The following is a 19043-nucleotide window of genomic DNA, read 5'->3' as shown; positions in this document are numbered from 1 at the left end:
GGCCCGTGAACACCAACGCCTCTACCCCGACCCCGACCAGCACAAGTACAGCCTCACGGCTTGATCCTGACCGTCACTTCAGAGGATCCGCACCCGTTCGAGTTCGTCTTCGCACAGCCGCAGGTAGAGGCGCACGGCTTTGAGTTCTTCTCCCGCGCATCCGGTGCCGTCCAGGGCGACGAGGGCGTCGGCGGGGAATCGGTCGAGGATCTGCCAGTAGCGGGTGATGTAGGCGTCCTCGATGGCTTTGACGCGGGCTTTGGCGGCTCCGGCCAGGCTGGTGATCAGCGCGATGACGGCGACGATGCCGGTGCTGAAGGCGACCCAGAATTCTGCGTTCACGGTGGGGTTTTCCTGTGGCGGTCGAGGGGCGGCTGGTGTTGCCCGAACGAGCAACGCCGGGCGGGATCCGCAGGCTTGGCTTGTGGCGGGCGGGAAGACCCGGTGGCGCCAGCCTGCCCGGGGTGTGTTGGTGGGTGCGGGTGGGCTGGTGTTTGGGGGTGGGGTTAGGCGATGTCGACGCCGTGGGCGCGGGCGAGGGCGTCGAGGCCGTCGGCCCAGCCCTGGCCGAGGGCGCGGAGCTTCCAGACGGGGCGGCCGTCGAGGGTGTGCCGGTACAGCTCGGCGATGACCATGGCTTTGATGTGGGGGTCGGCGGGCGGCGTGAAGGTCCATGCGGCGCCGGTGGGGCTGTCCAGGTCGAGGGCGGCATATGTGAGGGCGGCGCAGGTCAGTCCGGTGTCGACGTCCATGTTGATGGCGATGGTGACGCGCTGGACCCGCTCGGGCAGGGCGGACAGGTGGAGGGTGGCGCGTTCGACGGTGTGTGGTCCTTCCTGCTGTTTGCCCAGCAGGCGTGCGGCGCCGTCGGCTGTGGCGGGCTGGTTGTAGAAGACGAAGTCGGCATCGCTGGCCACCCGGCCGTCGGCGGCGGTGAGGAAGAGGGTGAGATCGGCGTCCGCGCCGGCGAAACGGAACGCGATCCCAAGGCCTTGCCAGGCTTCCTCGGGCAGGACCAAACTCTGCCCGGCCACCAGCGCGACCGGTGCGGGTGGGGCGAACGGTGGTGCGGACGGCGGGAGCGGGGGCGCTGGCGGCGGTGTGGTGGTGAGCGTGGCGTGCTTCCACTCGGCGAACGGGATCAGGCGGTAGGGGTCGCCGGCTGGGGCCGGGTCGTCGGGTGGGGTCGGGGCGCCGAGGGTGCGGTCGAGGTCGGCGAGGGTGGCCCCACCGGAATCGGGTTCGTCGTGGGCGTTGTCCAGTAGCTCCTGCAGGCCGGGCACCCGGCTCGTATCCAGCGCCTTGATGCTGCTGGAGAGATTCCCCGAGGCGGTGGTGGTCACAGCACAGGCGACGTCCTGGCCGAGGTCCAAGAACCGCAGCGCGTCCTCGGCCTCCCGCCAGACGGTGGCTTCGATCGCCTGACGCGTCCAGCGGCCGTAGGCGACGAAGCCCAGGCGCTGGGTGTCGGGCAGGCGCGTGAGGACGGCCAGGTCGATGGCGGTGATCCCCGGGGCGGTGGCGAAGCCCTCTTTGAGGGTGGCAATGATGTTCGAGCCCATCGCGGTGAGCCACCACAGCAGCCGGTCTCGCTTGGTGAGGTTCTTCAGCGTCGGCCGTCCGCTGGAGGTCAGGCCGGGGGTCTGGGTGGGCAGCGTGTCGAGATCCTGCTGCCGCATCAGCACGGACAGCACCGAGCCGTCCACGCCGACGGCGCAGCCGGCGGCCGGATTGTCGGAGAAGGCCGTGTTCACGGCCTCGCAGACAATGCCCTCATCATTGGCGAGCAGGGCCTGCCACCACTGCGCGGCCTCGCCGGCCATCCGGTCCCGGATCGCGTGCAGACGCGCCATCTCCGCCGCCAGGTAGGCGGGGGCGTCCTGCTGAGCGCGCTGTTTGGCAGCGGCCCGATCCGCCCTCGCCAGCCGGCCCACCCCCTGCAGATGGAACGCCTGAGCTTCGGCGAGCGCCCACGGCAGGCCCAGCTGCGGCACCTCCGGGAGCAGGGGCGGGTGCGCGGCGGGAAACGACTGCAGGTGGACCTCGGTCATCTGGCGCCGCAGCTCGCGCAGTTCAGCGATCGCGGCATCGCGCTGCGCCTCCTGCTGCGCCCGTTCCGCCTGCCGGCGCGCCCGCTCCAGCTGCGCGGCCGACGGCGCAACCGTGCGCGAGCGCGGGCTGCGCCGGGTACTGGTGCGTCGTCCCCGGCTGCCCCGAAGGGAACTCGAGGCGTAGAACGGGCCGAGCCCGGAGGAGACCCGGGCACCGCCACTGCCGACGCTGATCCTTGCCGCGCGCGGCCCGATCGAGGTACGCACTCCGCGCGTCGAGACGCGCACACTCATCCCCGGAACACCCACACGGAAACCGAACCCCATGAGGCCCACCCCTTCCCTCAGGGCAGACAGTGTGACACTGACACCCATTCCTCCTGGAAAGCCGCCCCCGGATCACCGCGAGCCGCGTACGACGGCGGCGTCGGTGGACGGACGGCGGCCGCGGTGTCTGAAGCAGCCAGGTGTGCGGTCGGCTGACGGCGCGGTGAGTGGTGAGCTCGTGCGCGCCGGGTCTGGGCTTGGTCGGTGCAGGCGAGGGCGACGTAGCGGGGGCACGTCGTCCGCATCCCGCTGCAGGGCGGCGTGTTCGACCTCGGGATGAGCAGCTGCATGTGCACGCGCAGCAGGCTGTGCAGGAGGGTGAGCGTGTCGCCGGTGGGTGGCAGCGCATCCGGGCCGATGAATCGGCTGATGCTGCGGCGCATCGTGTCGATGTCCACCGCGGCCAGAGACGGGTTGGCTGTGGCGTCACGGGTGGCGCCCAGTGTGCATTCACCATCTGGTGGTTGGGGAGGCTGTTCGATACCGGGGTGGTGGTCGGCAGGAGCTGGCGTGATCAGGTGTCGGCGATTCCGTTGCCGTGGACGGCCGACATCGGTCATGGGGAGGGGTGTTGGGTGAGCCATTGCTGAAGTTCTTGGTGGCGGAACTGGTAGCCGGGGCCGCTGTAGCGCATCAACCCGGCGCTACAGGACCAGTCCAGAAAACGGGCAAGCCGGAGTGGCAGTCGTCTGCGCGACCACAGCAAGAAGATGACATACCGCCGTGCGACTCCGCCGCTCGCGATCCAGCCCGCCAGCCCGCCGGCGATCCAAACGACGCTCAGGGAGGTGGTCTCGACGGTCTCGGGTCCGGCCGCAAGTCCCACAAGGATGAAGAGGGAACAGGCGAAAGCTCCGCCGAATGTCATCCCGACTGCGAGCCTGATGGTGAACTCGGCAATGACGTCGTCGCGGATCAAGGCACGCGGCATTGCTGCTCTGGTTGGTTCTCCCTGGACCCCGGCTGCGAGCCCACCCACGACGCCGACGGTGACCCCGACTACGACACCGACGTCTGGGGCGCCCGCGAACCCGAACGCGCCGCACATCAAGAACCCGAGGCCGGCTGCGGCCGCGAGGTCTCTGAGTCCTTCGGGGGTTCTTGGCCGGTGCGTGTCGATGCGGGATAGCCGCCTGGTGTTCCGTGTCAGTGCGGCCAGAACAGCGAAGAGGGCTATGCCTAGGTCGGTGGCGACGGTGGCAGACGAGTTGAAGGGCCTCTGGACGAGGGCGAGGGGGAGCATGACGGCCAGGGCGGCATAGATCGCGTCTGTGGTGCGAACGCGACGGTTGTTGAGGCGCCACAGGCGGTGCAAGAAGAGGTCGGTGCCGGGGAGGGGATTGCTGGGGGCTGTAGTTAGGTGCTTGGTGAGGCTGTGGAGCCAGCGGTGGACTTGGTCGGGTGGGTAGCGGTGGGGGTTGGGGGTGTTGGCGGTGGCGGCGGGAATGAAGCGGGCGAGGAGGTGCTGGTCGAGGTCGTGCGCGGTCGGGTGGTGGAGGAGCTCGTTGGGGTTGCCTGTGCGGTGGTAGACGCTGGCGGCCAGGCACAGCCGCCACGGGGTGGCCAACGTGGCGGCGAGCGGGTCGGTTGGGTGGGTCTGCAGGTGATCGAGGAGGGGCTGCCAGCGGGGTAGATCACGGGTCCGGCCCCGCAGGTACGTGACGGCGTCCCCGGCGCTGACAGGGGCGATGGCGATGCGGGCGGCGTCGACCAACTGGAGGGCGGGGCCAAGAGCGTTGTAGTGGTCGGTGCGGCAGGTCAGGACCAGAGGCCCGGCGTCCCGGCCGTCCTGGTAAGCATTCAGGGCCTCCAGGACAGCGAGGGCACGGGGCGCATGGGGATCGGGTGTGCCGTCGTCGCGGACGTAATCCATCTCATCCAGCCCGTCCAGAACGGGCAGCACCATGCCCTGTTCGACCAGGCGGACGGCCAGGGCGGAGGGCCAGTCGTAGGCCTCCGTCAGACGCTGGACGAGCAGGTCCGTCAGGGGCTGACGGGTGTCCCACTGGGCGAGCGGGATACGGACTGGTACCGGGTCGTCGTCGGCGCGGTTGTCGATGAGAGCGAGCATGAGTTCCAGGACGAGGACGGTCTTGCCGGCCCCGGCTGCGCCGGTGATGACCAGGCGCCGCGGTCGGGTGGAGTGGTAGTAGTCCAGAACATCAGGCAGTGTGGAGGTGCTCGCGTCAGTGAAGGTGCGCCCGGCGAACGGAGCTTCGGCAGCGCGATTGGTCACGGGGTGGAGGGCATAGGCGAGGTTGATGCGCCGGGTGTCGGCGCCGAGCAGCTGCCTGCGCACCTCTCCCTCGCCCATCTCGATCTGCCGGGCGAGCGTCTTGGCCCAGCCGCGTGCGAGGTCGGCGTCGTTGCCCTCGATCGGTTTGCGCAGCGCCGAGACAGCGGCCCCAAGACCGGCGACACCGACGGGAAGCCCGAGAAGGCCTGCAGTGTCGGCGGGCTGGAGTCCGCCGTGGGCGATCTGCCACACGACGAACACCGCACTCGCCGCGATCGCCGCCGCGGACGCGAAACAGACGAGTCGCCACGTACGCCGATAACGACGCCCCCCGAGACCAGCCATGCCCCGATCATGCCGCTGCAGGTGCCTGGTCGTAGCTCGTTGTATCTGTTTGTGACCCTTCAACTGGGCTTGGAAGCAAGAGAGGTGGGTAAGTGGGACAGGTTCCGGGCGGCGGGCGAGGAGATCGAGCGCCGCTGGTCATGCTCGCGCGCGACGGCGTGGCCGTGCACAGGGCGACCTGGCACCGACGCGCTCGCAGGTGTCGTCAGTGGCGGCAGATCAGAGTCGTGCCCTGTGCAATCGGCGTCTGCCTGTGGCCACGCTTGATCGCGAAATCGTCGGCACCCAGCACCCGCTGTGGGCGAGCTCGTGCAGCACCTGCCACGGAGCCAGCCGTCCCGACCGGGCGGCCTCTGCACCGGGCAGGGCCGTGAGCGCGTCCTTCCGGCGTAGGCAATCGCCCTTCTTCTCCCGCCGTCTGTCATCCTTCGCCGCCGCTTTTTCCACGCTGCCGGCCAGAGCCGGATCCGAGTGCACGGCCATGTGCGACGGCTGAACCAGCTCGTGTAAGACCTCTTCGGTCTCCTTCCTCGGTGCCTGCAACCTGCCCCCCCAGGTGAGGAATGCGGTATGTACACGTCAGTCCTGGACGGTAGGTGTGGTGTGCGGGGCGCACGCAAGGTCGCACACATCGGCAAGGGGAGCGTGGCCTCCCTTGCGGGGAAGGGCACGCGGCCCGTCCCTGTCGCTGCCGCATCTGAGTCTGAGGGCTGCGTGCGGGGCGAGGCAGGTTCCTCGACGCTGTGCCGCTCCCCTCGTCGGCCCGGGCGTGCCAGGCGGACGAGAACTCGATCGCTGCCATCCCCACGTGCCAGTGCCTCGTGCGGCTCAGCTAGATCTCCGGGTCGATGGCGTGCGCGGTCATCATTTCCCCGGCGGCGACGATCGGTTGCTGCCTCTGCGTCGGGCGCTGCGCTGCTCGCGCTCTGCCGCAGCGGCCCTGCTGCCGGGTGAGCCACGCGCCGAATGACACGACCAATATCGTTCCTGTGGCGCCGATGACGCCGACTGCTATTTCCAGTACGGACAAACTGATGCGTCAGAGATAGCCTGCAGCCGCCGTGCCGATCGACGGAGGCGCTGCGAGTAGCTGGCACAGATCTTCTGAGGCCAGCAGGCAATCCCGCAGCTTGTCGGGGATCTGCGCGTTGGTGAGTACCGTTTGCAGCGCCTCGCGCCGAGCAGACCAGCCTGCTTCCTCGGGCAATTCGGCAATCGGCGCCTCCAGCAGGGCAAGGACGGTGTCGCGTTCGGTCGGGCCGATCTGCCGGCCGAGAGCAGCGCGCAGATGCGGCCACCGCACGGCGAGCACTGCGAGTTTCGCGATCGCCGTCAGGGTGTCAGGAGCCGGAAGACCGGCCGCCACGCGCTCTTGCCGGATGACGGCATAGAAGCGGAACACGTTGACGAAACGCTTTATCTCGCGGGGGTTCCCGGTCAGCTTGCCGGCGACCGTCGCCACGACGCTCTGCACCTCGGGGTTGTCCGGGCGTAGCCGTCGCCGCAGTTCCCGCCGCATGGCCTGCTGTGTCTCTGGGCTGAACCCCGTTGCGGCCGGATCGTCTCCCCCCGCCTGTTGCTGGGCGGAGGCGGCCGCCTCCGAGATGTCTTGCAGAGAGGATTGCCTCTGCCGGATCGCCTCTTCGATCCAGTGTGCCGTGCCATCGTCCACTTCTGGGTTGGCTTCTACGCGCGATGTCCGCGCAGGGCCGCCCACCAGTGCCGTACCGAGGAACTGGCTCGCTTGGTCGGAGCGCAGGGATGGCAGGCTGACGGGCAACTGAATGATCTTGTCGAGGAATCGCCAGCCGAGCTTGGCCGCCTCGCCCCAGTAATCCTCGCCGGTCAGTGTTTCGACGAGCGATCCATAGGAAACCTCGATGTGGGCTGCGACCATCTCCGGTTCCATCGCCACGACGAAGATGCAGTTGGGAAACTGCCCGGCCAGGAACAGGTTGATCGCCTCGATGACCTGGGCGACCGCACTCGGTGAGCATCGGTCGAGGTCATCGACGAAGACTACGACGGGTCTGTCCTTGCTGGCCACCAGGTCCAGGACCTGGCGCATGTCGGTCTGCGTCAGGTAGAGCAGTCCGAGGCGGTCTTGATAGCCGGGATCGCGGACCAGACCGGCGGTGAGCTGCTTCCAGGTTTGTGCGTAGTCCGGCTGATGGACGAGCTTGGTAAGCGAGCCGGCAACGCGTTCACGCCAGAATGTCGCGGTCCGGGCCATGCCCGCAAGCGCGGTAACTGCGGCGCCGCCGCCGAGCAGAGCCTTCCCCGCCTGCTTCAACCAGTCAGAGGCGCCGGGCACGAATGAACGGGCGAGAAACGCCACCGCCGCGGCCAGGCATGCGATCACCAGTCCGATTGCCAGCGGGACCAGCCGATCCAGCAACGCTCGATGAATCCGGCGTCGCAAAAGGTCGGCGTCGACGCGGCGCAGGTTCAGCTCGAGCCAGAACGCCTCCCGGTCTGCTGGACGCATCCGGGCAGTGACCTGCGAGATGATCTCGTGTGCGAGACCCGCCCAAATCTGCTCGCCGTTCTGGTGCATCCACGGGTTGAACCACACCGTGGGCCGCCAGTCGGCATTCAACTCCGCGTCGTCGATCCGCAGCCTTTCGACTGCCTGCTCCGGTGGGGTCGACGCCGCGTTGCGCAGCATTCGTAGGACGTTGCGATTCGTGGCCCTTGCCTCGTCTTGGGCAGCGCGGTGCCGACTTCGCCGTGCGCCAGCCAGCTTCCGCCGGGAGGGCGGGCTCAGCCGTATCCATCGGCGAGATCCCCCGCCGACCGAGGCTCCACTGTCCACAGGCGGATCCAGCCGGTCCTGGACCATCCTCATGAGAGAAGTCTTCCCAGCGCCCCATGGCCCCTTGACGCCGATCGTCAGCGGTGGCGTGGTGTCCTCGTGCTGGATGAATTCGGAGATCGCGATTGCGTATGGCCCGTAATCCAGGTCGTCTCCGGTCGTCCAGTAGTCGTTGCTTGCGGTGGCTTCAGGGGTGTACGCACCGTCCGGTTCGTCGAGGGCGTCGGGGAGGACGGTCTGTGGGGAGGCCGTTTCGGGATCCTGCGGTGAGCGCGGGGGTGCCTCTGCGAGGGCGGCGGTTGCTGCCGCCGCAACTTGGGCGCTGTCGTCGTTCGTGAGGTTCAGCAGCGCATGCCGTGCTGCGGTTGCCTGTGTCGGGGGCCCATTCAGCAGCCGCAACAATTCCTGGACGGCACCCAGCCGCGTGTGGGCGATTGGATCAGTGATAACCGCCGCGAGCTCAGGAGGGAGCGGAAGGACGGGTCTGGGGTTCCGCGCAATGACAATTGGGCCCGTCGTCTCCGCCCACTTGGACGGTGACTGGTGGGGGGTGACTGTGCGTACCTGGTCACGGACATAGTTGAAGAGGTCGTCTTCGGTGACCCAGCCGTCCTGGTCAAGGTCAGCGTCACCGGTCCGCAAGCCAGTGACGAAGGTGCTGGAGAAGACTGACAGCGGCGCCGAATGATCATCCGTCAACTCCGTGCCCTCAAAGGCATATTCGATCGCGCTGCTGGAGGTGATGATCACCCGGCCGCGCCCGCTCAAATGATCTCCGATACCTACCGTGTCGGTGGACCTCGGAGTCATGCCCCGAGTGAAGGCGCCGCTGTAACAGCAGTCAAGGATGAGCACGATGGCGCGAGACCGACACCGACTCATGAGGTCGCTGACGAACTGTCCCGGGATCGAGGTGGAAGGAAGGAGGCCGAGTTCCGTGTCAGCGACGGCGAAGTAGAGCTGCCCTCCCTCATCCTTCACGCCATGACCGGTGATGTAGAGCAGCAGCACGTCGTCCCGGCCACGGTCAGCGAAAAAGCGGTCAAGCGCGCGGCGCGCCACTGCTGCTGACGGGTTCACGATGGGTTGAACATCGAAGTTGCCGATCGTCGGGTCGGCGAGCACGTCGGAGACACCACTGGCATCAGAGGTGGCTGCTGACAGCTGGCGCAGGCCAGAATCTTGATACTCACTGGTTGCGAGGACGAGCGCGCTACGCTGGGCCATCGGTCCCCTTCCTTGAACACCCTTGCTCGGCAAGCCGATTGTTGCAACGACCAGGACTCTTTGCCGGGCTGTCGGTTTTCCGTGTGCCAAGTTGTGGTGATTAGGGCGATGCCCCGCGATGTGATGGGTGAGGGCGGCGAGTTCTGCCTTCTACCCGTTCGCCGGGCGGTGCGGTTTTGCCGTGCGAGTTTGTCGCGGGCCGTGGCGGCCTTCGGTCGTCTTTGTGGTGGTGGTGGAGCCTCGGATGGGGGCTTGCTGGTGGTCGGGCTACTCTGGCGTTCTTTCGTTGTGGGGTTGGGGGTTGGGGTGAGCCGTGCGCGTGTTGCCGTGGGGCTTTTTGCGGTGGCCGTGGGCACGGCGTGGATGTTCGGCGGGGTGGGCGCGCTGCGGTCCGGTGTCCGGGCGGTGGGGGAGATCGTGCCGTACGTGGCGATCGCCGTGGGGTGTTTCGCCTTGTTGCGGGCGGTGGTGCCGCAGGGCTACCTGGCGGGCCCGTTTGTGTTCATTCTGGGCGGTGTCGCGTGGCTTGCTGCCGCGACGGGTTACCTGCCCGGCCGGGTGGGCGGCCATGTCGTTCCCCTGCTCGTCGTGATGGCGGGCGTGGGGGTGGCGCTGAGCCGGCCGCGGCTCGGTCCCGGACGGGTGACGGTGCCGATTGTGCGCTTTCAGAGTCTGCTGGTTCCGGTGCGTGAGCGTGTGGAGGAGTCGACGACGCTGCAGAAGGTCGTGGTCCGGTCGCTCTTCGGCTACGCGAGGATCGACGTGTCCCGCGTCCTGGTCGACGCCGGGGGCGACTTGGACGACACCTCCCCCTGGCTGGTGGATGTCGATGTGTCCGTCCTGTTCGGCAGGGTCGAGCTGCTGGTCGGGCAGGACTGCGCGGTGGTGCCGGGGAAGCTCGGGCAGGCCTACGGGGTCATCCTGGAGGAGGCGACGGTCAGTGTGCTGGCCGCGGCGCGCAGGGGCGATGACAAGAAGGATGACTCGGCGCGGGACGTGCGCCTGAACGTCTTGGGGCTGGGCGGCGCCGTCTCAGTGCGGCCCGCCTTGGCTCTCCCGGCCGGTTGAGCAGCAGCGGCACGGTTCGGGGTGTTCGAACTGCCGCTCGGCCAGGCCGCTGCTCGCGTCTCCGAGCGCTTTCGTGCCGCGGGTGTCGGGCTCAAGCTTGGGGTCGAGCAGGAAGCTGTTGAGCTGCTTGTTCAGCGCCAGTTCCTCCGCGGCGTTCGCGGGAAGCTTGTAGTGGAACGCTGCGGCGAGGTCGAAGCGGTGCAGGTCGAACGCGGCCATGAGGATCAGTTTGTGTTCGCGGGAGGCACTGGCGGCACCCCGGTAGGCGACGGTGGCCAGGGCGGCGGCGAGCGGGGCGGTCAGCGACCACACGTCCAGGCGCAGCGTCAGGGGGAGCGAGGCCAGCGTGATCAGGCCGAAGCACACGGTGAGCGAGGCGCTGACCGTGATGAGGTCGAGCTGTCGTTTGATCGCCAGCTGCATCGGTGCGGAGACCGTGGGGAACATGCGCGGGTAGGCGAACCGGACGTCCAGCCCGTAGCGGTGGCCGGCGACGTACTCGGCATCCCGCAGGATGTTGCCGAGCAGGGTCGGCATGATGTCCACGTCGCGCTCGGGATAGTCCTGGAACGCGAGAGTGGCCTGTTCCCGGATCCGGCCGGCCCGGGCCTTTGCCCGCTGCCGGATGGCCAGCTCGCGCAACGTGGTCCGGTCCGCCGGGGACGTTGTGCCTTGATGCGCCTGTGCCGAGCGCTCCAGCGAAGCGTTGTCCCTGCGCCTGCGGTGCCGTTCCGCAGCGAGTGCACGCAGTCCGCCAACGGGAGCGGCGGCTGTCCAGTACCCCTCGAGGACCTGGACGAGCCCGACCTCGAACGGGCGCAGCAGCACGCCGCCGAGAAAGGCACCGAAAGCGAACAGGACAGCGGCGGCCGCGTCGTCCTTCCCGGGAAGGACCGCGCCGAAGTCCGGCGGCGCCTGCACGTCGTACAGGTGGGCGCGCCACAGCACGGCAATCACCGTGACCACGAGGACGCCCGGCAGCACGTTCAGCAAACTGAAGCTGCTGCCGAAGCTCTTCGCGCTCGCCTTGATCAGGTCACCCAGCATCCCCGCTCATCTCCTACGCGGAAATCGCAAGGGCCAAGGCCCGATGCGCGTCATCGCCGTGGCCCTCACTCGTGCACCACAGATCGGCGACGGCCGCCGCGCGACGCTCGGCCGGCCCCTGACAGAATCTGCCCGGGCAGATATAGACGTAATACCCGGCGCCGGACAGCTGGTACGCGGCATCGACGGTGACCGCGTCCTTCCTGAAGAGAAAGACGGCGCGACCCTCACGTGGATGACCGCACAACCGCGCCGCCCGCTCCGGCGCGTTCGCCGTCCACGCGCGGGTCACGTTGAGAGCGCACCCCGGCACCGGGCAGTAGTACACGTACTGCTCATACAAGCCGTCCCCCGGCACCCCACGCCCCAGGGAAACCACATGATCGTTACGGTCGGCGACGAGTACGCGCTCAAGCGCCAGCAATGACAGGCTCAGCGCCAGCCGTCTGCGTCTCTTGCCCCTCCGCTGCATGGCTGCCCCCTGGAATGAGGATTTGAGTATGCCGCGCTGATCGCCCCGCCTCCAGACCGGGAACGTCGATCGATAACGCGTCACATGCCCTACACCCCACGGCATTTGACCGTCGGCTCCTGCCGGCCCGAGAGCTGAACAGGAAGAGCCAGTCATCTGGGGCGCGGCTGCCGGTAGTCGCTTTCACTCCTCAGGGGCCACCGACAACCTGCTTCCCCGAACCAAGATTCTTTTCTTCCGAGGCGCGCGGCGGTGTCTCACGTCATTTTCCCTGGCCGGTGTTGTCGGTTTTTGGTTCGGGAGGGGGTGGGTAGCGCAGGAGTCTGGTGGGGTGGATGTCGCGGGTGCGCCAGGTCGTGTTGCTGCCATCCATGGCTGCTTGTTGCGTCTTGCCGGTGTCGAGGTCTTTGGCGGTGACGTGGATGCGGCCGGCGAAGTCGATGTCGAAGGTGACCTCGATCTGTGGGGTGCCGTGGGGTGCCGGCGGCAGGCCGGTCAGTTCCAGGATGCCGAGTTTGTTGTTGTAGGCGGCGATCTCGCGTTCGCCCTGGTAGATCGGAATCTGCGCAGACGGTTGGTTGTCTTCGGTGGTGGTGAAGATTTCGGAGCGCTTGGTCGGGATCGTGGTGTTGCGCTCGATGAGTTTGGTCATGATGGCGCCCTTGGTCTCGATGCCGAGGGACAGCGGGGTGACGTCGAGGAGCAGGACGTCTTTGACCTGGCCCGTGGTGATGCCGGCTCGGAGTGCCGCGCCGTGGGCGGGGGCCATCTCGGGGTGGAGCATTCTGCGCGGTGCTGTGCCGGTGAGTTCTTCGACGAGTTCGGCGACGGCGGGCATGCGGGTGGCACGGCCGATGAGGACGGCATGGTCGATTTCGCCGATGGAGATGCCGGCGTCCTTGATGACGTTGTGGAAGGGCGTTTTGCAGCGCTCCAGGAGGTCTGCGGTCAGCTGCTGGAACTGGGCGCGGGTGAGCTTCTCGTCCAGGTGCAGCGGGCCCTCGGCGGAGGTGGTGATGTAGGGGAGGTTGATCGAGGTCTCGGTGGACGAGGACAGTTCGATCTTGGCGTTTTCGGCGGCCTCACGCAGACGCTGCACCACCATCTTGTCCCGGGAGAGGTCAACGCCGTAGCGGGAGCGGAACTGCTGCAGAAGGTATTCGACGATGAGCTGGTCCCAGTCGTCGCCCCCGAGGTGGTTGTCGCCGTTGACGGCCTTGATCTCGACGACGCCGTCGCCGATCTCCGCAACACACACCCCCAGGGTGCCGCCCCCGAGATCGAAGACCAGCACGGTCTGCTCCTCGCCCCAGTCGAGGCCGTAGGCGAGCGCGGCCGCGCTGGGTGCGGCGAGCAGACACGTGACGGTCAGCCCAGCCATCTCGGCTGCCTTCTCGATCGTTCGCCGTCCGTTGTTGTCCAGGAGGGCCGGCACGGTGATCACGACGTCCTGCACGGCGGCATCGAGATACTCTTCGGCGTCCCGTTTGAGTTTGCGCAGGATGTGGGCCGTCACCTCGGCGGACGTGTAGGCGTGTCCTCCGATGCGGGTGTTCCAGTCGTCGCCCAGTTGGCGGGGGTAGCGCACCGTACGGTCGATGTTGGTGATGGCCTGCCGGGCTGCCCGTGACCCCACGAGAATCGTGCCCTCAGCAGACCAGGCAACGACGGAGGGAGTCGCCTCGGATCCTTCCGAGTTGGCGATGACGACGGGCTCGCCGCCCTCTATCACGCTGACGACGGCGGTGGCGGTGCCCAGATCGATGCCAAGTCCCGTGCGAGTTGCGGTGGTTCGAGACGGTGCGGCGGTGGCCGCGTACTCCGCCCAGTACACCCGGCTTGCCTCGGCGGCCTGCACATCGGCGAATTCGGCCCCATAGACCCGTACGAGGACGGCGGCGATGTCCGCATACCGCCGGGCTGCCTCGAGGGGATCGCCGCCGTGCCCGACCCGCTCCTCCTCGTCCAAGAGAAGTCGTGACGAGCCCTGGCCTGTCCGGCCCCCGCCCATGGGCGGGGGCCGGTAGCCGATGTTCCGGGCGATCGCCAGATCTCCCGCGGTGTCTCCGCTTTGGCGCCGCGGTTTGGGAAGGCCACGGCCGCGCAGGCTCTGGAGCAGGAACCGATACATGTCGTCCAGGGTCAGCAGTTCGGCAGATGCCTCCGGGTCGCCCTCCTTGAGCAGGCGCAGCAGTTCACCGGTGAATGCGGTGTTGCGTTCGCCGTCCGGCGCAAGAGCGGCCTTGTCCGCCGCGGTGGCGGTGAGAATGTAGCTGCCGGAAATGGCGGTCTGGCCCTTCACGAGATGGTCGGGCGCGGCCATCAGGCCCAGGGCGCGGCCGGAGAAGCAGCAGTCGAGGATGACGACGCGGTTGCGTGCCGGGCTGCTGACGACGAGCTCCCGCACACCCCGGTACGGCATGGCCGTATACGGCAGCAGGGCACCGCGCCGGGTCTCTGCGAGGGCCAGATGCAGGCTTCCCTGATCGTCGAGCAGCCCATGCCCGGCGAAATAGATCAGCAGCAGATCCTCGGCCTCTTGCGTGAGGGCATCGAGCCGGCCCACCAACTCCTGCGGGGTGCGAGGGTTGTCGACGACCGTACAGGTGTGTGGGGCGATCCAGCCGTGGACGGGCTCACCGAGGGCCGCAGCTACGTCGATCAGGTTATTGTGCACGGACGGCAGATCGGGAAGCTCCGGGTCGACCAGATGGCTTGAGGTGCCGATCAGGACGACGCGGGAGCGATCGCCGTCAGGCAGTCTCATCGCGGTCGGCGACCGGTTGCCCGGCGTCCAGGAACGTACGGAGCTGCGTGATCACACTCTCTGGATCGTCAACGCGCCGCAGATCGAACTCGAAGCTCTCCCCTGTGGGCCTCACCGCTTTGACCGTTACATCGCTCTTGCGCTGCTTGACCCACTCGACGACGGCGCGGGCGAGAACGCTTGCCGCGCCGCTCGCGGAGAGCGCCACGGCCAGCGCCTCCGGGAGCCCGCCCATCATCCCGGTCGTGATCTTGCCGTGGACCAGCCGGGTCCGCCCTCTGAGATCCTCCTCGTACCGTAGCCATGCGGCCAGCGAGGTGAGCAGCCGTGCGGTTTCGTCGGGACTGGCGCCCGCAACCATCAGTCTGCATTCCATAGTCATAGCCCCCCGTTCCCCCTCATGATGCAGCGACTTCCCCTTGGTGCCTACGCGTTGGCGCCGTAACCTGCTCAACCGCCGCCGGGCGTCGGGTCGATGCCACGCGGGAGGCTGTTCATCGGCGGCCAGGGCGGGAACTCCCTGCATCGATCGCCGTAGCGGGCGCTGGCGGCAGCGTGTGGCATCAGCAAGGTATGGATGGGGGGAGATACGTCGGCTCACGTCGCCGCCTGCCGGTGCAGACATCCAGACCCCGATCGCTGTCGGCCCTCTTGCCCGCACCGTATCCGCATGCCCACCCCGCGCACAGGAGAACAGCGCCCCCTTTTCGGTTTTTCGGCGAGTAGCCCCAGAAAGCGGTGAGTGCGGTCGCGTTTCCCGGTGCGCACTGGTGGTGTATCGCCTGAGGGCAGGTGAGGGGGTGGCGGGGTCTGGCGGGCTTGTCGGCGTGGCGAGGTCGGCGCCCGGGTGGTTTGTCTCAGGGAACGGGTGGCCGGAGGGTTGTGGCCCGTCCCTGCCGGGGCCGTTTCCGAGTCGGGGGTGTCTCGGGTGGGCTGCGTCCGGCAGGGACGGGGGCTTGTAAGGGGCGGTGGGTGGGGCTCCTGGGGCAGGGGATGATTCCATCTGATGGGTAGTCAAATTTCTTCGGGTTCTGTGGTGTTGATGTTGTCGCTGGCTGCTGCGCGGAGTTGGCGGCGGCCGGTGAGGATGAGGTCGAAGACGGCGTCGTGCGGGCACAGGTGGTTGCGGTAGCGGGGCGGCACGACCCAGTAGGTGCCGGGCGGTGCGGTGCGGTTGAGGGCGGGGACGCCGAGGTAGGTGTCGGGCCCGAGGAGGGGAGTGTCGTTGGCGCCCAGCCAGGAGATGCCGGGTGCGTAGGGCACGAGGGCGTAATAGGTGGGACCGGCGGTCAGCTGGTCGTGGATGACGGGGCCGTCGAGTGTGTCGGACACGGCCTGGGCGACACGATCCGGGGTGTCGCTTCCGGTGGCGGCGTGGACGAGGGCGCCGGGGATGCGGATGGCGTTGAAGCGACGCCCGAGGGGGAGCAGGGCGACGCCCTGCTCGGTCCACTCCGTATATGCCCGGCTGGGGGTGGGGTGGGCGGTGGCGAGCCACTGCCTGATGACCTCGGGGGCGTCCTCGCGTCGGTCGCTGCGCAGGGGCAGGCGTGCGGGTTCGGTGGGCGGGTGATGGGTGTGGGGGTTCATGGGGTGGTCTCCGGTGGGCGGGTGCCGCGGGCCGGTGGCGGCTTACCCGCGGGGGGCCTGACGTGGTGGTGAGGGTCTGGTCGGGTGGTAGGTCCGCACCCTGCGTTCCGGCGTTAGTGCAGGGCGCGGGCCTTCGGGCTGCTGGCTGTGGAGAGGGGGCGTTCCGAGGCTCGAGGGCAGGGCCTGTGCGGCCAGGGGAGTGTTCCGTTTTGCCAGAGGGGGTGATGGTCAGTGGCGGCGGTAGGTGTGGGCGCAACGGGCGTGGATGCGGCCGACTCGGGCAGCGGGGCCGCTGGGTGTGACGTGGTGGTAGGGGAGGGTTTCCTCGTTGTCGCGAAGGGCTTGGTCGCAGGCCAGGCACATGACCACCCCGGTCAACGCCTCGTAGTGGTCGCAGAGGGCTGCCAGGCTGCGGGCGAGCCGGCGCGCGTGAACGAGGGCCTGGTACGCGCCCGGTCTCGGCTGGATATGCAGCTTGATGCGGGCTTGGTCGATGCAGGCGAGGGCGACATAGCGGGGCACATCGTCAGCGTCCCGCTGCAGGGCGGCGTGCTCGACCTCGGGGATGAGTAGCTGCGTGTGTCCGCGCAGCAGGCTGTGCAGGGTGGCGAGCAGGTCGCCGGTGGGTGGCTGCGCTTGTGGGCCGAGCAGTCGGCTGATGGTGTGGCGCATCGTGTCGAGGTCGAACGCGGCCGTGGTTGGGCGTCGGCCCTCGGGTGGGGGTGGTGGCCGTTCGATGCCGAGCTGCTGGTCGGCGGGAGCCGGCGCGGGCCGGTGTGGTGTTGGCGCGGGTGCAGGGGGGTGGGGTGGGTGTGCCGCCTCGGCCCGGCTGCCAGAGGTATCGGCACGGTAGGGTGCCGCCGTCGGCGGCCCTTGTGGTGTGCTGTGGCCAGCCGGAACGGCCGAGGCGGTCATCGCGTCCATGCCTCGATCCCACCGCGGTCCAGCCGTGGAGGGGATCTGACAGTCTGTGACACGGAGTTGATCATGTCGTTGGCGGTGGTGATTACCGGCACCCGCGAGACCGGTCACCGGGACCAGGCGTGGTTCGACGCCCTGTTCGCCACCTATCTGGGGCCGTGGGCGCGCGAGGACACCCACTTCTACATCGGCGGTGCGGTCGGCATCGACAGCCTGTCGCTGTACTGGCTGGCCGGCCACTCACCGGCACGGATCACCGTGGTGGTGCCGGGCACGGTCGCACGGCAGCCGGAGCCGGCCCAGGAGGCGATCGCATGCTGCCGCGCCCGGATCGCCGAGACCGTCGAGCTCGGAGCCGCCGAGCTGCGCACGCCCGCCTACCATGCCCGCAACCGGTACATGGTCGACCGGGCGCAGATGGTGATCGGGTTCCCCCTCGCCGGCTCGGAAGGGAGCTCGGGAACCTGGCAGACCCTCAACTACGGTGCCGGGCAGGGCAAAGCGCGCCTGATCGTGCCCGTGTGACGGAGCAGGCGGGGCATCATGGAAGGCATGAGCGCGCACGAGCGGCGCATCGGCGCCGCCACTCTCAAACGCCTCAGGCTCGCCCGCGGCCTGTCCCTGGCTGGCGCCGCCCGCGCTCTCATCGACACTGCAGCCCGGCTGGGGCAGCCGCTGGATGCCGGCGCGGTGAGCGTGCAGCGCTCCGTCGCACGGTGGGAGTCGGCTACGGTGCCCGTCCTGCCCGGCGAGCGCTACCAACTGCTGCTCGCGCACCTGTACGCCCGCGACGCTGACGGACATACCTGCCTCGGACGCGGCTCCGACTTCGCCGAGCTCCTCGACGCGCTGGCCCGCTTAGGGGAGAGCGAGCAGCGCCTGGCCGAGCTGCGCACGCTGCTGCTGCGCACGAGCACCGATGCGGGCGGCGGACTGCTGGCCCTGCTCGGCCCGGCCACGCAGCGCGCCCTGTCAGAGGCTCTCGCCCATCCCGCGCGGCTCGACAGGGAGCTTCTTCAGACCATGCAGAGCGCCGTCACGGACGTGAACACGCAGGTAGGCAGCGTGCCCTTCGTCCGGCTGCAGCTCTTGTTGGCCCCCCTGGTCGAGTCGTGCCGCCGGCTCATCGGCGCCCCCCTGCCCGAGACGCTGCGCGCCGACCTGGAGGCGATTGCTGCACAGGCCTACACCCTCGCCGGACGAGCGGCCTTCGAGACCCGCGACGACGCAGCCTCACAGGCCCTGTACGCCGAAGCCACCGCGGCCGCGAGCCGAAGCGGCTCGCCATGGCGGCGTGCGGTCGTGCACATGAGCCACGCCCTGGTCACCCTGTACTCCACGCCCGGCCTGGAGGCGGCCAACGCCCTCACCGAGGCCGCCGTGCGCGACGCCCACACGGGCGAGAGTGTCACGGTTCGGGCCCGCGCACACGCTCTGCAGGCCGAACTCGCAGCCCGCGCTGGCCAGGGCAAACACGCGAACGCCGCACTCGGCCTGGCCTGGTACGACATCGACCGTGACCGCGACGGCGACCCGGCGGCGAGCTCCTTCTCACCGGCCCACCTGCGCGGCTTCGAGGGCGTCACCGCCCTCTACACCGGCGACCCCGCCCAGGCACACGACTACTTCGCCCGCTCAGCCCAAGCCCTAACCACACCACGCGAACAGGTCCAACGCGCCATCGTCGCAACCGACCAGGCCCTCGCCCGCATCCGCCTGAGCGAGCCGCACGCCGCAGCCGAACTGCTCCACGGCTGCATCGACGCGGCGACCACCACCGGAGGCCGCGTCACCGCGATCCGGCTGCGCCGCGCCCGCACAGATCTCACCCCGTGGCGCACAGAGAGCTGGTTCACCGACCTCGACGACCACTTGATCAACTCACTCGGTGCTTGAAGCGGTTGTAACCCGGCCCGAAGCGGGCAGCGTTGGATTAGCCGCACGGGACCCAAGTGCGGGGGGCTGGTCACCGTCCGCCTGCGGACGGCGCGGCTGCGCGACCTCGACGCGGTGCGCTCTCTGGCCGCCGGTCGTCACTGGCGGTGCCGGTGCCAGACCTCGACAAGCACGGTGGGCTAGGAGCAATGCCGTTGTTTTAGCTGGCGGGCGTACGCTGCTGTGCAGTGGTCCCGGGGGTGGTTCGGGTGTCTGCAGATGTCGGTGAGTTATCGGGGTTA

At 68.6% G+C, this 19043-nt stretch carries 14 protein-coding genes and 2 pseudogenes; 3 read left to right on the top strand and 13 right to left on the bottom strand.

Going from position 1 to position 19043, the window contains the following annotated elements; all coding sequences use genetic code 11:
- Positions 1-78: 78 nt before the first annotated feature.
- The 6 genes from ABZ880_RS53615 to ABZ880_RS53590 form a co-directional block, all read right to left on the bottom strand.
- Positions 79-342 (bottom strand): hypothetical protein, encoded by a 264-nt coding sequence (locus ABZ880_RS53615; RefSeq protein WP_361279115.1) that lies wholly within the window; start codon positions 340-342, stop codon positions 79-81.
- 164 nt (positions 343-506) lie between these two features.
- Positions 507-2345, bottom strand: a complete 1839-nt coding sequence (locus tag ABZ880_RS53610) for a TerD family protein (RefSeq protein WP_361279113.1) — start codon at positions 2343-2345, stop codon at positions 507-509.
- A gap of 50 nt (positions 2346-2395) precedes the next feature.
- Positions 2396-2938 carry a DUF6415 family natural product biosynthesis protein gene (locus ABZ880_RS53605; RefSeq protein WP_361279111.1) on the bottom strand — a complete coding sequence of 181 codons (543 nt, stop codon included), beginning with the start codon at positions 2936-2938 and terminating at the stop codon, positions 2396-2398.
- The gene (locus ABZ880_RS53600) at positions 2935-4959 is read right to left on the bottom strand and encodes an NACHT domain-containing protein (protein WP_361279109.1); all 2025 of its coding nucleotides are present in this window, start codon (positions 4957-4959) and stop codon (positions 2935-2937) included. The genes ABZ880_RS53605 and ABZ880_RS53600 overlap by 4 nt, the downstream gene beginning before the upstream one ends.
- Positions 4960-5791: 832 nt before the next feature.
- Positions 5792-5932, bottom strand: coding sequence for a hypothetical protein (locus tag ABZ880_RS53595; protein WP_361279107.1), 141 nt, complete (start codon positions 5930-5932; stop codon positions 5792-5794).
- Positions 5933-5998: 66 nt separating this feature from the next.
- A complete protein-coding gene (locus tag ABZ880_RS53590) occupies positions 5999-9001 on the bottom strand; it encodes a P-loop NTPase fold protein (protein ID WP_361279105.1) in 3003 nt (1000 codons plus the stop codon).
- 306 nt (positions 9002-9307) lie between these two features.
- On the opposite strand from ABZ880_RS53590, the gene ABZ880_RS53585 reads away from it, so the two are divergent.
- Entirely contained in the window at positions 9308-10069 is a 762-nt protein-coding gene (locus ABZ880_RS53585; RefSeq protein WP_361279103.1) for a hypothetical protein, read from the top strand.
- Here the strand turns inward: ABZ880_RS53585 and ABZ880_RS53580 are convergent.
- The 7 genes and pseudogenes from ABZ880_RS53580 to ABZ880_RS53550 all read right to left on the bottom strand — a co-directional run bounded on the left by ABZ880_RS53580 (position 10034) and on the right by ABZ880_RS53550 (position 16617).
- Positions 10034-11116 (bottom strand): hypothetical protein, encoded by a 1083-nt coding sequence (locus ABZ880_RS53580; RefSeq protein WP_361279101.1) that lies wholly within the window; start codon positions 11114-11116, stop codon positions 10034-10036. The genes ABZ880_RS53585 and ABZ880_RS53580 overlap by 36 nt on opposite strands.
- 13 nt (positions 11117-11129) lie before the next feature.
- A complete protein-coding gene (locus tag ABZ880_RS53575; RefSeq protein ID WP_361279099.1) occupies positions 11130-11672 on the bottom strand; it encodes a hypothetical protein in 543 nt (180 codons plus the stop codon).
- Between the two features lie 271 nt (positions 11673-11943).
- Positions 11944-13353: pseudogene (locus ABZ880_RS53570) on the bottom strand (Hsp70 family protein); the annotation flags it as partial.
- Between the two features lie 405 nt (positions 13354-13758).
- Positions 13759-14355: pseudogene (locus ABZ880_RS53565) on the bottom strand (caspase family protein); the annotation flags it as partial.
- Positions 14342-14716, bottom strand: a complete 375-nt coding sequence (locus ABZ880_RS53560; protein WP_361279098.1) for a hypothetical protein — start codon at positions 14714-14716, stop codon at positions 14342-14344. The gene ABZ880_RS53560 and the pseudogene ABZ880_RS53565, both read right to left, overlap by 14 nt.
- 653 nt (positions 14717-15369) lie before the next feature.
- On the bottom strand, positions 15370-15945 hold the full coding sequence (locus ABZ880_RS53555; RefSeq protein ID WP_361279096.1) for a hypothetical protein: 576 nt from the start codon (positions 15943-15945) through the stop codon (positions 15370-15372).
- A 228-nt stretch (positions 15946-16173) separates the two neighbouring features.
- Positions 16174-16617, bottom strand: a complete 444-nt coding sequence (locus ABZ880_RS53550) for a DUF6415 family natural product biosynthesis protein (protein WP_361279093.1) — start codon at positions 16615-16617, stop codon at positions 16174-16176.
- Positions 16618-16932: 315 nt separating this feature from the next.
- Here ABZ880_RS53550 and ABZ880_RS53545 point away from each other — a divergent pair, with 315 nt between their 5' ends.
- Together ABZ880_RS53545 and ABZ880_RS53540 are read left to right on the top strand one after the other, a co-directional pair.
- Positions 16933-17391, top strand: a complete 459-nt coding sequence (locus ABZ880_RS53545; protein WP_361279091.1) for a hypothetical protein — start codon at positions 16933-16935, stop codon at positions 17389-17391.
- A gap of 27 nt (positions 17392-17418) precedes the next feature.
- Positions 17419-18762 (top strand): hypothetical protein, encoded by a 1344-nt coding sequence (locus ABZ880_RS53540; protein ID WP_361279089.1) that lies wholly within the window; start codon positions 17419-17421, stop codon positions 18760-18762.
- Positions 18763-19043: the final 281 nt, after the last annotated feature.

It is taken from the genome of Streptomyces sp. NPDC047043 (assembly GCF_040644055.1).
In the GTDB taxonomy this organism is placed as follows: domain Bacteria; phylum Actinomycetota; class Actinomycetes; order Streptomycetales; family Streptomycetaceae; genus Streptomyces.
The sequence above is the reverse complement of the archived record's forward strand: the minus strand, read 5'-3'. Positions and strand labels throughout refer to the sequence as shown.